The sequence below is a fragment of the Gemella haemolysans ATCC 10379 genome, assembly GCF_000173915.1.
GTDB classification, from domain to species: domain Bacteria; phylum Bacillota; class Bacilli; order Staphylococcales; family Gemellaceae; genus Gemella; species Gemella haemolysans.
The window spans coordinates 85383-100041 of the sequence record NZ_ACDZ02000009.1 but is presented as its reverse complement, the minus strand read 5'-3'; the positions used below and the strand labels follow the sequence as shown (position 1 = coordinate 100041).

14 protein-coding genes are annotated in these 14659 nt (G+C 30.4%); 9 read left to right on the top strand and 5 right to left on the bottom strand.

Translation table 11 applies throughout. From position 1 onward, the window contains the following. Positions 1–15 precede the first annotated feature (15 nt). Positions 16–945, top strand: coding sequence for a Kiwa anti-phage protein KwaB-like domain-containing protein (locus tag GEMHA0001_RS04175; RefSeq protein WP_003144635.1), 930 nt, complete (start codon positions 16–18; stop codon positions 943–945). An 11-nt stretch (positions 946–956) separates the two neighbouring features. Further along, positions 957–1517, top strand: coding sequence for a hypothetical protein (locus GEMHA0001_RS04170; RefSeq protein WP_003144469.1), 561 nt, complete (start codon positions 957–959; stop codon positions 1515–1517). 300 nt (positions 1518–1817) lie between these two features. Here GEMHA0001_RS04170 and GEMHA0001_RS04165 read toward each other — a convergent pair whose 3' ends face one another. Further along, entirely contained in the window at positions 1818–2438 is a 621-nt protein-coding gene (locus GEMHA0001_RS04165) for a hypothetical protein (protein WP_003144576.1), read from the bottom strand. A 390-nt stretch (positions 2439–2828) separates the two neighbouring features. Here GEMHA0001_RS04165 and rfbC point away from each other — a divergent pair, with 390 nt between their 5' ends. The 4 genes from rfbC (at position 2829) to GEMHA0001_RS04145 (ending at position 7570) form a co-directional block, all read left to right on the top strand. After that, positions 2829–3401: a dTDP-4-dehydrorhamnose 3,5-epimerase gene (gene rfbC, locus GEMHA0001_RS04160; RefSeq protein ID WP_003144523.1), complete on the top strand. Its 573-nt coding sequence runs from the start codon at positions 2829–2831 to the stop codon at positions 3399–3401. Between the two features lie 68 nt (positions 3402–3469). Further along, entirely contained in the window at positions 3470–4498 is a 1029-nt protein-coding gene (rfbB, locus tag GEMHA0001_RS04155) for a dTDP-glucose 4,6-dehydratase (protein ID WP_003144608.1), read from the top strand. A gap of 895 nt (positions 4499–5393) precedes the next feature. After that, complete coding sequence (locus tag GEMHA0001_RS04150) at positions 5394–6515, top strand: hypothetical protein (protein ID WP_003144526.1); 1122 nt, start codon at positions 5394–5396, stop codon at positions 6513–6515. A gap of 23 nt (positions 6516–6538) precedes the next feature. Beyond that, on the top strand, positions 6539–7570 hold the full coding sequence (locus tag GEMHA0001_RS04145; RefSeq protein ID WP_003144495.1) for a hypothetical protein: 1032 nt from the start codon (positions 6539–6541) through the stop codon (positions 7568–7570). Positions 7571–7798: 228 nt separating this feature from the next. Here GEMHA0001_RS04145 and GEMHA0001_RS04140 read toward each other — a convergent pair whose 3' ends face one another. Then, positions 7799–9013, bottom strand: coding sequence for a Fic family protein (locus GEMHA0001_RS04140; RefSeq protein WP_003144634.1), 1215 nt, complete (start codon positions 9011–9013; stop codon positions 7799–7801). Between the two features lie 48 nt (positions 9014–9061). Between GEMHA0001_RS04140 and GEMHA0001_RS08955 the strand changes: the two genes are divergently transcribed. Further along, entirely contained in the window at positions 9062–9280 is a 219-nt protein-coding gene (locus tag GEMHA0001_RS08955; protein ID WP_126512467.1) for a hypothetical protein, read from the top strand. Positions 9281–9478: 198 nt separating this feature from the next. Here the strand turns inward: GEMHA0001_RS08955 and GEMHA0001_RS04135 are convergent, their stop codons facing one another. The 3 genes from GEMHA0001_RS04135 to GEMHA0001_RS04125 are packed head-to-tail and all read right to left on the bottom strand — an operon-like array spanning position 9479 to position 11559. Further along, a complete protein-coding gene (locus GEMHA0001_RS04135; protein WP_003144472.1) occupies positions 9479–10051 on the bottom strand; it encodes a CYTH domain-containing protein in 573 nt (190 codons plus the stop codon). Continuing rightward, positions 10039–10608, bottom strand: coding sequence for a tRNA 5-(aminomethyl)-2-thiouridylate-methyltransferase MnmM (gene mnmM / locus GEMHA0001_RS04130; protein WP_003144538.1), 570 nt, complete (start codon positions 10606–10608; stop codon positions 10039–10041). The genes GEMHA0001_RS04135 and mnmM overlap by 13 nt, the downstream gene beginning before the upstream one ends. Positions 10609–10629: 21 nt before the next feature. Next, positions 10630–11559 carry an SAM-dependent methyltransferase gene (locus tag GEMHA0001_RS04125; RefSeq protein ID WP_003144454.1) on the bottom strand — a complete coding sequence of 310 codons (930 nt, stop codon included), beginning with the start codon at positions 11557–11559 and terminating at the stop codon, positions 10630–10632. Positions 11560–12293: 734 nt separating this feature from the next. On the opposite strand from GEMHA0001_RS04125, the gene GEMHA0001_RS04120 reads away from it, so the two are divergent. Then, positions 12294–12575: a DUF6110 family protein gene (locus tag GEMHA0001_RS04120; protein ID WP_003144604.1), complete on the top strand. Its 282-nt coding sequence runs from the start codon at positions 12294–12296 to the stop codon at positions 12573–12575. 1 nt (position 12576) lies between these two features. Then, complete coding sequence (locus GEMHA0001_RS04115) at positions 12577–14631, top strand: heavy metal translocating P-type ATPase (protein WP_003144489.1); 2055 nt, start codon at positions 12577–12579, stop codon at positions 14629–14631. The last annotated feature ends 28 nt before the right edge of the window (positions 14632–14659 follow it).

Below are 14659 nucleotides of genomic sequence, written 5' to 3'. Positions count from 1 at the left end.
AAGAGAGGTGTTTAAATGTCGATAGATAAACTAAAGAGTGTATTTGAAAATTTAACAACTTGTGAAGCTTGGTCGTTACAACTTCTACAAATAAAAACTTCAAAGAAAAATGGAACTTGGTATTGTGGTAGAGAGATTACTTTGTCTCCGAAAGGTACACTTAAAAATTTTCTAACTGAGATTTCTAGTATATATTGTTCTTCAGAAGGACGACTGGAAGAGAAGTTTGAAGATGTAAGAGAGTATGATGGATCTACTCTTTCTAATACAATATATAAGTTAAATAGTAATAATGAGTTAATTTTAACTGAATATACAGAACTAATTAAAGCAATCGGGGATCCAGATTCTGAGCTTGATCCGCTGAAATTTTCTGCCAAGGCTTATGTTCTTAAGGGTGTAGTTATCATTGATGGTGAGGAATTATCTATAAAATTGATTTCAATGAAAAATCCCATTACAGCATTAAAACACAAATATATGTATGCTAATGGTACGTTTAAAGAAATTTCTAACAAGGTTATATCGTTAAGAACATTTATTGATGTTGTGATTATAGATGACATTATTTATATGCTTACACTTGATGGAGAGAAGTTATTTAATATGGAAAGAGCATACAAATCTATTTGTGCAAAGCAAATTATTAATATTATAGATTCAAATATAATCAATGATGTTGAAATATTTAGAAAAGCTGCAAGTTCTGGTCATAACCCAAGAAAATTTGTTTCGTTTAATGAATCGCACTTGAATAAATTAAAAGATGATGTTATGAGAAAGAAAATTGGTAAAAAGTTTAAGATTCCTCTTGATGGAGATAAGTTTGATATGAATCAACAAGGTGCTGCGGATAAACTTGTTAAACTATTATGTGATAGAGGTATGATTGAGCCGTTTGATAACAATCCTATAGAAGTATCGGGAGCAAAAAAATGGGAATAGGAGGAGAATAAATGTCTAAATTTGTATCAATATGTCTGTACTTCACCTCATTTTTTCCTTTATGGATTTCAATACTTTTTATTGATATTAAAAGCTTATCTGAAAACACCAATAACTTGTGGACAGAGAGAATAAGCATTTGTATCATTTTATTAATAAGTTTTATTTCTTTATTAGTACTGCAACTTACGTTCTCTGAAAAATCAAAAGAAGGAAGTACGAGGGTTGTGGTTAAGAATGTGAAAACTGAAAAAACTATAACATCTGAATATATATTGTCTTATATAGTACCCCTATTTGCTTTTGATTTTACAAAGTGGGATCAGGTAGTTTTATTTCTTTTCCTTTTTCTTACTTTAGGTTTTTTATGTATTCGCCACAGCCACTTTAATGTTAATATATTACTTGAAATATTGAATTATAAACTGTTTACTTGTGAAGTAGAGGATGAAGATAAAAATATTATGAAAAGAAAAATTATTAGTAATAGAGCACTTAATATTTGTAAAGGAGAATGTATATTTCTAAAGTCATTGAATAATGAGATTAAGCTAGATATAAAAAATAATTGAATAAATAACAGAAAAGATTACGGTATAGATTTAAAATAAAAAATACTATACACGAATATATTATTATCTGTCTTAATTTCTTTTTATTGCTACCTTTATTATAATATTCTAGATATTTTTTTATGCATACTTCAGTATATTCCTTCATTTAGGAATCCTAGTATTGTTTATTTTTTATTAACAATTATATTTTGTAAAAAATATTGACCTATAAAAGTTATATTAATATGATTAACTTTTATAGGTCGATATAATTTTATCTAGATGTATCATTTTTAGTATTTTTTCTCTGATTCTTTCTTAAGATTTTTTATTGATTTTAGATTTGAGTTGAATTATTCTATCTATTTCTGAAATTACGTACTCATGTTTTAATAATATTTCCTTTTTTCTTTTTATATACTCATTAATTATAAAAATTATTGCTGTGATTCCCAATATTCCATAACGACTATTGGTTAGAAGATCAGTAAACTTAGGGATAAATTTTTCTGAAGTAATAGCTGTTAAAATAATTTTCGCTAGTTTATTTTCAAATAGGGGCTTATTATTTTTCAAATCTTCTTTTAGTTTATATTTTAGTATATTTAAATCACTGATTGTATATTTATTCAATACTGTACTAAATGATGAAGAGAGTGATGAGATTCTAAGTAGTTTGAATAATTCAACTATGTTTGAATGATTTACATTATTTTGAATTAAGTTTTTAATTGTAAATGATATAAGGAAATTATAGTAGTTCTTAGATTGTTCTATAGACTTTAGAGTTATCTTTTGTTTATTTAAAGATGTGTTTTGAACTGAATTTTTATAGTATTTATTAGTCAAATAATCTGTTATAAAATTAGATAATCTTAAGGTACTATATATTAAACCATAAAGTAAGATTAAGGATATTAAATATCCGATGATTTCCATGTTTTCACCTCCTTGTACTTTAGGTTTTAATTATATCATACAGAATATTTTTTTGTCTAATCTTTTGATATTACTTTGGAATATATATAAAATCCTGTTGAAACAGATAAATAATATACTCTTTCATAGTTTTTACAATAGTAGTTAAATTTCAAAGCACTACTCCTATATATTAATTTATTATTTATGTAAATCGGTAATATATAATTTGGTTTATAATATATATTATGTGTGTGGTATAAATATGTTGTCTTTCATTAGCGTATATTTCAATATTTATTAATTATTTTTTGCTATTTAGTTATTATTTCCATTAGAAATAAACCACTAAATACAGTATAATTAAGAGTGAAAAGAATTTGTCTAATCATGAGATAGGAGCAGTTTGGGATGAAGGTTTTTGATGCAAAATTAAAAGATGTGAAAATAATAGAGCCAGATGTTTTTGAAGATGAACGTGGTTTCTTTATGGAGAGTTATTCTGAAGAAAAGTATAAAAAACTAGGTATAGATTTTAACTTTGTTCAAGACAATCATTCATTATCTGTTGAAGCTGGTGTCGTTCGTGGATTACATTTCCAAAGAGGAAATGCAGCACAAACGAAGCTTATTCGTGTAGTAACTGGTGAGGTACTAGATGTGGTTGTGGATCTTCGAAAAGGGAGCCCTACATATGGTCAGTGGGGGAGCTTTATTCTTTCAGAACATAACAGAAGGCAACTTCTAGTTCCTAGAGGTTTTGCTCACGGTTTTGCGACATTAACGCCTAATGTTAACTTTATGTATAAGTGTGATAATTATTATAATGCAGAAGCAGATGCAGGAATTGCATTCGATGATAAAGCTCTTGGAATTGATTGGCAGATTGATTTATCAAAAGCGATTATTTCAGATAAGGATAGAAACCTTCCTACATTCAAAGAATTTGAAAAGAGCAATGATTTTGAGTATGGGGAAGGGTAAAAGAAGAATAGATTGCTTTAGAAAATAGCAGTAATCTTGTGTTAAATATTTTTTAAAAGGTAAAAAAGATGAAGAATATTATAGTAACGGGTGGGGCTGGATTTATCGGCTCTAACTTTGTACATTATATTATAAATAACCATCCAGATATCCATGTGACTGTTCTGGATAAATTGACTTATGCGGGAAATAGGGAGAATCTTGCTGGACTTCCAGAAGATAGATTTGAGTTAGTTGTTGGAGATATCGCAGATGCGGAATTGGTAGATAAACTTGTTAGTAAGACTGATGCAGTAGTTCATTATGCAGCTGAATCTCATAATGATAATTCCCTAAAAGATCCATATCCATTTTTACATACGAATATTATTGGAACATATGCTTTAATCGAAGCGTGTCGTAAGTATGATGTTAGATATCACCATGTATCTACAGATGAGGTATACGGAGATCTTCCATTGCGTGAAGATTTACCAGGAAAAGGTGAAGGAGTTGGAGAGAAATTTACAGCCGAAACACCTTATAATCCATCAAGCCCATATTCATCAACAAAAGCAGGATCAGATCTACTAGTAAAAGCGTGGGTACGTTCTTTTGGACTTAAGGCGACTATATCAAACTGTTCAAATAACTACGGACCATATCAACATATTGAGAAATTTATCCCAAGACAGATAACTAATATATTATCAGGAATAACACCAAAACTATACGGTGAAGGTAAGAATGTAAGGGACTGGATTCATACAGAGGATCATTCATCAGCGGTTTGGACTATCTTAACGAAAGGTAGAATAGGAGAAACTTACCTAATAGGTGCTGATGGAGAAGAGGACAATAAAACTGTTATTGAGTTAATTCTTGAGCTAATGGGGAAAGATAAGAATGCATATGAACATGTAAATGATCGTGCGGGACATGACCTACGTTATGCGATAGATGCATCAAAATTACGCGAAGAATTAGGATGGAAACCACAGTTCACAAACTTCCGTCAAGGGCTAGCTGATACTATTCGTTGGTATGAAGAAAACGAATCTTGGTGGAAAGAACAAAAAGAAGCAGTAGAAGCTAATTACGCTAAAAATGGGCAGTAATAAGAGTTGATAGAGTAACGGAGGAGCCTTTCGAATTAATTGACAATAGAGCTTAGGTATGTTAATATGTAATAAAGTGAATGCAAGATACTAGTACATTCCAACACGAAAGCCAATTGAACTGCTATTTCAATTGGCTTTTTATATTAATATTTAATATTCACATACAAAGTGACGAGTATGCGTCGTGTCCTAAAATGGCTACTTTTTCTTGTTGTTATCTTTTAGGAAATAATATTCAATTATCAGAAGAATGACTCCGGATAATATATTAACAAGAATTTGCAAAATACTAGTATTCATACCAACACCTCCCTTCCGGGCAAGTAGCCTACCTTTATTATAGCACCAGAAATAATGCAAGAAAAGGTTTTCTGTTTATAATTATAATGAAAGTTATATTCTTAAGTTTATGTTAACAAGAAGGGAAATAAGTGTCTAACTCTTCGAATTAATTGACAATAAGAAAAGGTATACGGTAAAATATAGGAAAGTGAATGGGAAATGTCTATCAAATTTCATCACGAAAGCCAATTGAACTGGTTCTTCAATTGGCTTTTTATATTAATATTTAATATTCACATGCAAGTGAGGTATGTGCGTTTTGAGTTAAAATGGCTAGCTACTTCCCTTGTTTTATCTTAAGAAAGGTTATAAAGAATCTTATCTTATTAAGTATGAGATAAGTTTTTTTATTTATGTTAACTATTATAAATTATTTTTTATTCTTCTTATTTATCAATCTGCTGATTGTTAAGTTTGTATTATATTAAAATATAGTGTAGAATAAAGTTGAAGGAAGGGTGAATTTTATAAAAATTTTAATACAAAAGCTGATTATTAAAATCTCTGTAAATTTTATAGATTTACTCAAGAAAAAAAGGAGGGGGCAGACATGAATAATAAAAAAATTATAGAATTTCCTGTCGATAGAAAGGGATATACAGGAATAAGGAACAAAACATATAGAGACTTCGAGCTTAATCATGGCTATAGTAGGATTAAATTTTCTTCTAAAGAGCTTGAATCCGATTTTAAGGAATCGATGAGACTTTTTACAGAATTTATTGAGAATATTGATGATCCTAAGTACGCGATTTATATTGAAGATGCAATAGCTTTATCTAAGTATAATGTGGATGCTGGAGTCTGGAAAATTGTTAGTAAAGATTGTACAGAATATGAAATAGAATTAGCATTACTACGCCTAAAAGATGAAGTATACACCTTTGAAGAAGGTTATGTCGAGGGTAAACTATTTCCGATTAACTACCTTCATCTAATAGTTTGCCACCACCTTGCGGAATTTTATTTAGGAAATAAGCTCTACAATAAAGTTTGGGATGCCTATCAACCTTTTTATATGGCTTTAGATATGGCTGATGAAGTTTTAGTGCCGATGTATCATAATTTTATCGTGGCTAGTCTAATATTAAATGATTTCACAATGCTTAATCATTACTATAAACTTTTGAGTAAACGTGGTAAAAATAATGATGTAATTTTATTATCAAAAGTTTTCTATCACTTGATGCAAGGTGAGGAGAAAGAGGCAGTTGCATTCTATAATAAATTGATAAAAAATAATAAATACATTTCGGATGTACTAGATAGAATTGCTAATCCTAAACTGATAGAGTTCAGTACAGATGATGATTGTAAGTATCTAGATGCGCTTAATACAGTTATAAAATTCGATTATTTCATAAGTAAAGAGTACTACTTCGATTTCCTTATGCATGTGAGAGAAAGTGAATATGTAATTGGAGATGAACTGGATAAGTATGCGGATCGTAAAGAAATAACAGTTGCTGATATGAAACGTGATAGATCATTTATGGCAATTAGAGATACGGAATTAAAAATTATGCATGAGAACTTTTTATTAACAAAAGAGGATTTCTTGAAAATTACGAAGTCAGAATTTCTTAAAATAAAAGGTTTAGGTAAGGGGACTATCAGAAACCTACATTTAAACGGTGTAATGTTCGCTGATGATAGTGAGTTTGATATCTAGATGAAACTTATGGAGGATGACTTATGGCAAAACATGATAGAGAATTTGAAATATTGCTTAAAGAGTTTTTGAAAACTGAAGGGAAGCATTTTTCTAGTAAGGAAGAGGCTACGGAGGTATTTGAGCGTATTTACAATTTGGTTGACTCAGGTTATGAGATAGATGCTTCTCTTAGCGATCTTGTTGATACGATAGATAAAGGAGATATGAGTGTCGTTGATAAAATAAGTGCCTTACGTGAGCTTCATGAGGAAAATAAAGATGCTCTAGAGAGGGCTGTAGAGTTGGAAGAGGATATTATGTACTCAGATAATGATGAAGATGCTGAACAGATGATAATAGCGGATGTTCTGGCTGAATATTATAGTAAGGCTGGTATGAATGAAGAAGCTGCGAAACTGTATGAACTTATGCTGATGGCGAATCCAAGTGATTTCCATGAAGTTATAGATCTCTTGACACTTATGTATGTTCGCCTAGATAGAGAAGGTTCATTGATGGATCATATCGATTGCTTTGACTATGAAGATTCGGAAGCTACATTGTTATTGTTAAGTATCTTTAGCATAAATCAAGAAAGATTTGATGAAGCACATTACTATATGACTAAACTTAAAAAACTTAACAAGTACGCAGGGAATATATTTAAAGGCGGATTCAAAAAAGTTCTAGATTATATAGTAGGAACTTCCGGTAATGTGAAAGGTGCTAATAAGGAAAAATCTTTTGAAATGCAATTCTCAGCAGGCATTGCTAAAGAATATTTAACTAATAAATATCATTACGAATTATTAGAGAAATTCTATATACAAGATATAGAGAAAAAACAAAGCCTGATTGTTGAAGGACGTAAGACTGCATCTAAAGAAGCTATGAAAGAAGATCCTGTCTTTAAAGGTATGGAAAAACAATTGAACAAGATTATCGATGCAGAATTGTATAATAAAGAAATTATCGAATGTTATACAGAAAAGGAACTGAAAAAACTAGATGGTATCGGAGTAGGTATTATCAAAAAACTGAAAGATAACGGTGTGAAGTTCAAAGAAGAATAGGATAGATTTATTTTTCGATATATATATAGAAACTTTTTGACTTATGTTTATACAAGAAAGTGAATAGATAAGAGAATTTGATTTTCTAAAAGTTGTATATACAAAAATAATAAATCCGGGGCTGGAATTTTTTCCATGCCCCGAATTTATTATATAACCAGAAATCTGGGGAGAATGAGTGACTCAAAATCGATTTTATCGAATCGGCTCATAGTTTCCCAGATTTTTTTATTCAAATATTTTAGCTAGAAAGTCTTCACTAAGCGTATATATTTTTGGATTCTTCTTAATCACTGTAATCTTATCTTCATTTTCTTCTAAATATTTATTTAAGGTTCTTTTAGAAATTCCTAAAACATTAGACACTTCATCATGAGTTATTAAAGCATCTTTAGCACTAAATAAACGACTTTGTAGAAGTAGGAATAGTATATTTTTAAGTTTACCATCATCGATATTATAGTTAATATAATTTTCAGCTATAAACATTTTTTCAATATTTTCTGTTAAGAAAGATAATATATGTTCTTGACCTGAAACTAAAAGTTCTAAGTTTTCTTTAACAAATAGAGTCATATCACCTTTGTTTAAGGGGTGTGATGTTTTCTCGAAACTCTTATAGTATTTATTTTTATTTCTATTAATGCTATATGAAAGAGTAATTGCCGTAAATATATCTACTACACTCGTAAGAGATTTGGCGAGTAAGTATCTGCCTACACGACTATTTCCATCATAAAATGGATGGATGTATTCAAAATAGTAGTGTCCAATAAAAATTTTATATAGTTTTGGCAAGTTGTCATAATTCATAAATCTAATTAAATCAGCAAGTCCGTTGTTAATATCATCTTCAGTTGCTAAACCATTATGAATGATATCATTCCCAGCATAGACACTTACTCTACCTTTTCTAAAAACTTCCCCATCCAAAATATCCTCTTTTGAAACATCATCTCCAACAAGAACATCATAAATTTTTCTGAAATCTTTAGGTTCAAGTATTTGAACATTTTTGTCAAGGTAAGAATATAATGTGGCCATACCAGAAAAACGTCTATGGTTAGGAGAATCACTATCTTTTTTAGAAAGTGCTTCGCTAATCTCTTTTTTAGAACTATGAATACTTTCGATTTCATTAGTACTTTGAAGTTCGTTGATAAGCAACAAATTAATAAACTTTTCTCGTGCAGCTTCTGGTAGTACACTTTGTTTGGCAATAATCTCGGCACTATTAGTATAAATTTTTTCTAGAATTAAAATCAATTCTGCAGAGTTGTATATAAATAATGGATACTCTTCCGGTTTTCTTTCTCCCTTAATAAAGGGATTGATTTTAAGCGAAGTAACAGAAGTAGAAGGAGAATGGATTCTATTGTTATATTCGTTTTCTATATCAAAATTCATATGAAATAATTTTTCTAGTGGATAATACTTATTCATATAAATCACCTACTTTACTCTATTTTTAATAATTATAGCATATTCAAAATGGAAAAAATAGGTGAAATTTCCATTTTGGGAAGAAAAAAAGAGTTCAAAATGGAAAAAATGGTCAAAATTTCCATTTTGGAAAGAAAAAGAGAGATCAAAATGGAAAAAACAGTTGAAATTTCCATTTTGGGAAGAAAAAGAGAGTTCAAAATGGAAAAAACAGTCAAAATTTCCATTTTGGAATTAAGGTTTGAGTGCACCTTGTACCTACAATAGGTTATAATAAAAATCCCCTTATGTCAGGAAATAACTCGAAAATTGTCATTTCAGAGAAATCGATTTTGTCGAATTATCCCAAATTTCATATGATAGGTGAAAAAATCTAAGCAGCAAAATGCTGCCTAGATTTCTAGTATGATTTTTTCCCATGCCCCGAACTTGATGGAGCGCTGTTTTTTAAGTCTTTATTTAGTTTTATCGTTTTGAATACTCAATAGCTCTTGCTATTTTTGGTTTAGCAGGATTTTTATCTATATTGTTTTCTTCTAATAATTTCTCAAATGCGACTAATCCTGCTTCGTAATTTTTTGTCTCGAATTCTAATTCATAATCGACGATATCATTGATAAATGTTGTCTTATCAAGCACCAATAAGCCTTCTTCTAAAGTGATTTCGTGTCTTAGTGTCTCAATTTTTTGAATCAGCATTGGAGTTTTAATCTTCACGTTCATTCGCTCTAGCTCTGTGATAATTTCGTTCGGTAAAATCGGCAGTACCGTTGGCTCTTTTGGATATCTTTCATCAAGAGGTACATTTATCTCAACATTTTGAGTATCACCTTTTACCTTAAGAGTCATTTCTGTTTTTTTATTTGTATAACGAATTCTTAGTGCTGCTCCGATTTTTTTGAAACTTTCATCTGCATCATCATAGTAGAAATTTTTGTTTATTATTTCTTCAGAATTCTTTAAGTCATATTTTTCAAATAGTGACGCATATTGATCTTTTGTAAGTAAGTTTTTAAATTCTATCTCTATTTCTCGCATGAAATTTCCTTTCTCTTTTCAATCGCAATAATAAATGGTGCGTTGTTTTTCTGGTTAATGAATTGATAAACCAATACTTCAGCTTCTTTTTGATCGAGATTTTGAAGTTCATTTAACAATGCTTCTTTTTCTACTTTACCATTCTCATGTCCCCAATAGACAACAATAACAATTCTTCCGCCAATTTCTAGGTGTAATAAGAACTTTTTAATCGTCGCAAGTGTCGTCTCAGCTAGTGTAGTAATATCATGATCTGCATTTGGTAGGTATCCCAGATTAAAGACAACTGCACGAATTGTATCATCTATATACTTATCGAATTCGAAGTGTGAATCAAGAACAATTTCACATTTATCCGTTAGCTCTGCTTCTTCGATTAGCCTCGTAGTGTTTTCTATTGCCAATTCTTGAATATCAAACGCATAGACCTTTTTAGCTGAAGTCTTCGCTAGAAATAACGTATCATTTCCATTTCCAGCTGTAGCATCAACAACGACTGAATTTTTATCAATAACCTCTTTTAATAATTTTTTGCTAAAAGCTAATACCTTATCCATATTATTGTCCTTATTATAAAATTATTTTTGTCTGTCTGCTTTCATTTCAGAAAGAATGTCACTAAGTTCGTAATAGTTATCGCTAGCTATTATGAAATCAAGTGACGTGTTAATAATCTCAGCTAGTAATTTTGAATTATCACTTGTATAGTCTTCTTCTCGGTTTAAGTTTGCTTTAAGACCTGTGACAAGTTTTTCTAATTTTTCTACTAAATCAGCTTCTGTAGTTTCATCATTTTCATCGAAATCTTTAGTGTAGTCTTTGATATTAAAGCTAAGTCCATTTTTTAACGGTGCGATATATAAAGCACGTAGGTTATTCACATCTTCACCAACTGCAGCTGAAAGTTCATGAAGAGGAGCAGTGTAAATTTTCTCATCTTCTGCACCGGCCTGCTCAATAACTGTAACCTCATGATTATAAGGATAAAACGACATAAGTTCATCCGATACATTCGCCGCAGTTAAATCATCGTAACATTGAGTAATAAGTAGGTGTTGTAGTGGATTAACCTGTCTTAATGTTTCAAGTGCAGTGGCATCAACAAGTGCAAATCCTTCAACAGGATCGAACTTTGCCGCGTTAAAACAAGAATCTAAAAAGCTCTCACCACCAACGATTTTCACATCTTTACCACTGTTTATTAGAAGTTGAGTAGTTAGCTCAGCGACCATAGGATGCCCAGGAACAAGATACATTACATCGTTATTCTCAGCAACTTCAAGAATATAATTTGCAATACCGTTATATGTATTTTCGAAATTTTCACTTTCTGTATAAAATCTGTCACAAGTTTCAAACGCGATATTATTCTCCTCCAAGAAAAAAATCGCAGGATGTTCCTTAGTACGCGCAATAACCTTTGCATTAGTGTTATCTAGTAAAAGTTGTTTAATATTTTCCTTAATGTTTGAACTATCATTAGGTCCAAGTCCAATAATATAAATCATAGGTTTCTCCTTATTTATCTATTTTAATAAGTTTTTATATTCAAAAGTAATAATCTCAACAGGAGTGGATTACACTTTTAAACACTTAATAAGATTTCTTTATTCAAAAGCAATATGTAAGTCCAGTACGAATAATTTTTTAAAAAATTAATAACTTCATCTAGTACAAATCACTTTTTTCATTTTTCACATGTTTCTTTAATCCGAAAGTGTCTTGAGTGTATCAAGTGCCTCACTTTCTTCAACATTGTTATTATAACATAAATTAAGTATTGAGTTGATAAAAATATTTATTTGAATATTATTAATTCATTATTCAAATATTCAGTATTGTATGATTGAAATTCGAGTGAATTATAAAAAATAATGATATATTTTACATTAATAAACAAGTTTGTTCACTACAGTAAAGAGAAGAAATATTTCTTTGGAAATTTAAGTTTTCCTGGTGAAAATTTATGAGATATGGTGTTTTTAGAGTTAAATTATTACGAAATATAGGTAAAATATATTGTAAAACATTAAGATAATGCAAATTTTCAAAAGTAGTTAAGTTAGAATAAAACATTAAATTTTTGACTATACAAGTGATGTTTTAAGTGGAAATATTTTCAGAATATAAAGGTTTTAGAATGTCAAAGAATATTAATTAAAGCTTGATATATTAGGATTTACATATGATTTTTAAAGTGATATAATAATATAAATATAAAGTATATAAGGAGGAATTAAATATGTCAATCAAAGCATTAAAAGTTGCAAAAGCAGCACTTAAAACACCAGGAGTATTCGCAGGAGGAGTAGCATTCGGGACTTTCGGTCTTAAACTTTTATCAAGTAAAGATGCGAAAAAAGGGTACTCAGTTGTTTTATCAAAACTATATAAAGCAAAAGATGGAGTAGAAGGAACAGTATCAAACATTAAGCAACATGCTGATGATGTTGTAGCGGATGCTAAAGACTTATACGAAAAAGAAAAAAGAGAAAGCAATCTTCAAGAATTAGAGGAAAAATAAGATGGATTTTAAAATACTACATCTTTCTAGTGCGAGAGCGAGAGTTAGAGCTGATTTTCGCTTGACACCAGATGTAAAAGTATATTTTAAAGAACAGGCATCAAAAATCGAAAACATACAAAAAGTGGACTTTTATCAAGATGAGTACACTTTTGTCGTTATGTTTAAAGATGGTTGCAACAGTTGCTTGCAAGAATTCTTTAAACTAGTAGATAAAGAAAGAGTTAAGGACTGTTATGAAAATCCAGTTGTGATAGCTGAAGAGAGTCCTTATTCAATAATTGTAGATGCCTTGTTTTGGCGTGCAATGTCTAAATTATTCGTGCCACTTCCACTTAGAGCTATTCACACATGGTGGAAAGCATCAGGGTATTTAAAAGATACACTAAAATTATTATGTCGCAAGCAAGTTACCATGGAAACATTGGATTCTGCAGCAATCCTAGTCTCATTAGCGACGGGAGCTCGTGAAACGGCAAGTTCTATTATGTTCATTTTGGAATTAGGAGAATCTTTGAACAACTGGTCTGAGAAAAAATCTGTAAAAGTACTAGAACAAAGCCTAACTTCTATGGATAGAGAAATCTGGCTTGTTGAAGAAGAAGGTAATAGAAAAATAACTTGTGCAGAAGTAAAAAAAGGCGATATAATTTTAGTCTCAGAAGGAAATGAAATTCTATTTGATGGTATTGTGATGAGTGGGGGAGCTAGTGTTGATGAAAGTTCATTGACAGGAGAAAGTTTCCCGATTGTGAAGAATATTGGAGATGAAGTTTATTCTAACACGATAGTTGTTAACGGTGAGATTAAGCTAAAAGTAGAGAATCCACAAGTTAATGGTCGTATCCAACATTTAATTCAACTGATGAAAGATTCTGAAAGTAGAGAAGACACATATCATTACAAATATATCAAATTAGCCGACAGTATAGTAAAATACAACTTCTTAGCGATGGGACTAACGTATTTATTTACAAGGTCATTCGCGAAGGCGATGTCGTTTTTACTAGTTGATTACTCATGTGCATTGAAATTATCAACACCTGTAGCATATCTAACTACTATAAAAAACCTAATTGATCAGAAAATTGTGGTAAAAAATTCAGTAACTCTTGATAAATATGAGGATATAGATACATTTGTTTTTGATAAAACAGGAACAATCACAGTATCTAAACCATATATTCAAGAAGTACTACCATTTTATGAATATTCTTATGAAGAAGTTCTTAGAATTGGAGCATGTTTAGAGGAGCACATCTATCATCCGATTGCCAGTGCTGTAGTAAGTAAGGCGGAAGAAGATGGAATCGAGCATGAAGAGATGCATACAGAGTTATATCACATTGCCTCAAAAGGAATAATATCTCATATCGACGGAGAGAAAGTAGTTATTGGAAGTAGACAATTGCTAAAAGATGAAGGTGTAGTTGTTACTGCTGAGCAAGAACAAATTATAGCCGAAAAACAAGAACAATATAACCTATTATTCTTAGGATATAAAGGAAAATTAATCTCAATTTTCTGTGTAGATATCCCATTAAGAGATGAAGCTGGTGCAGTGTTAACCGAGCTTAGAAATAGAGGTAAAAAGGTAGTTCTTTTAACAGGGGATAATGAACTTAGAACGAAGAAAATTTTAAAAGATGTAACTTTTGATGAAGTACATACAAGTATGACACCAGTCACGAAATTTGAATATATTAAGAGTGAAAAAGAACAGGGACGTCGAGTTCTAATGATAGGTGATGGTCTAAATGACTCAGCGGCATTATCAGAAAGTGACGTGAGTATTGTTATGAGTGAAAGTGCTGATCTTTCAAAACAAATTAGTGATGTTGTCCTAAAATCAGATTCACTAAACTCGCTATTATTACTGTCAGATGTTTCTAAAACACTACGAGCTCAAATGAGCAACAATGTTAAGAGTACGGTATCGATTAATAGTTCGCTAATATTTTTAGGATTAATAAATGTATTGCCATCGAACTTATTAGCATTACTACACAATTTAACAACATTTAGTATCGTACTTAAGAATTTTAATATTAAGTAGAGAAGATCAAAAGGTGATGAGCTGATTA

Excerpts from the sequence above, each read along its gene's own strand:
- GEMHA0001_RS04165 (WP_003144576.1), bottom strand. The coding sequence starts at position 2,438 with ATGGAAATCATCGGATATTTAATATCCTTAATCTTACTTTATGGTTTA.
- GEMHA0001_RS04175 (WP_003144635.1), top strand. The coding sequence starts at position 16 with ATGTCGATAGATAAACTAAAGAGTGTATTTGAAAATTTAACAACTTGT.
- mnmM (WP_003144538.1), bottom strand. The coding sequence starts at position 10,608 with ATGGATAAGGTATTAGCTTTTAGCAAAAAATTATTAAAAGAGGTTATT.
- GEMHA0001_RS08955 (WP_126512467.1), top strand. The coding sequence starts at position 9,062 with ATGGAAAAAATAGGTGAAATTTCCATTTTGGGAAGAAAAAAAGAGTTC.
- rfbC (WP_003144523.1), top strand. The coding sequence starts at position 2,829 with ATGAAGGTTTTTGATGCAAAATTAAAAGATGTGAAAATAATAGAGCCA.
- GEMHA0001_RS04135 (WP_003144472.1), bottom strand. The coding sequence starts at position 10,051 with ATGCGAGAAATAGAGATAGAATTTAAAAACTTACTTACAAAAGATCAA.
- GEMHA0001_RS04150 (WP_003144526.1), top strand. The coding sequence starts at position 5,394 with ATGAATAATAAAAAAATTATAGAATTTCCTGTCGATAGAAAGGGATAT.
- GEMHA0001_RS04145 (WP_003144495.1), top strand. The coding sequence starts at position 6,539 with ATGGCAAAACATGATAGAGAATTTGAAATATTGCTTAAAGAGTTTTTG.
- GEMHA0001_RS04120 (WP_003144604.1), top strand. The coding sequence starts at position 12,294 with ATGTCAATCAAAGCATTAAAAGTTGCAAAAGCAGCACTTAAAACACCA.
- rfbB (WP_003144608.1), top strand. The coding sequence starts at position 3,470 with ATGAAGAATATTATAGTAACGGGTGGGGCTGGATTTATCGGCTCTAAC.
- GEMHA0001_RS04125 (WP_003144454.1), bottom strand. The coding sequence starts at position 11,559 with ATGATTTATATTATTGGACTTGGACCTAATGATAGTTCAAACATTAAG.
- GEMHA0001_RS04115 (WP_003144489.1), top strand. The coding sequence starts at position 12,577 with ATGGATTTTAAAATACTACATCTTTCTAGTGCGAGAGCGAGAGTTAGA.
- GEMHA0001_RS04140 (WP_003144634.1), bottom strand. The coding sequence starts at position 9,013 with ATGAATAAGTATTATCCACTAGAAAAATTATTTCATATGAATTTTGAT.
- GEMHA0001_RS04170 (WP_003144469.1), top strand. The coding sequence starts at position 957 with ATGTCTAAATTTGTATCAATATGTCTGTACTTCACCTCATTTTTTCCT.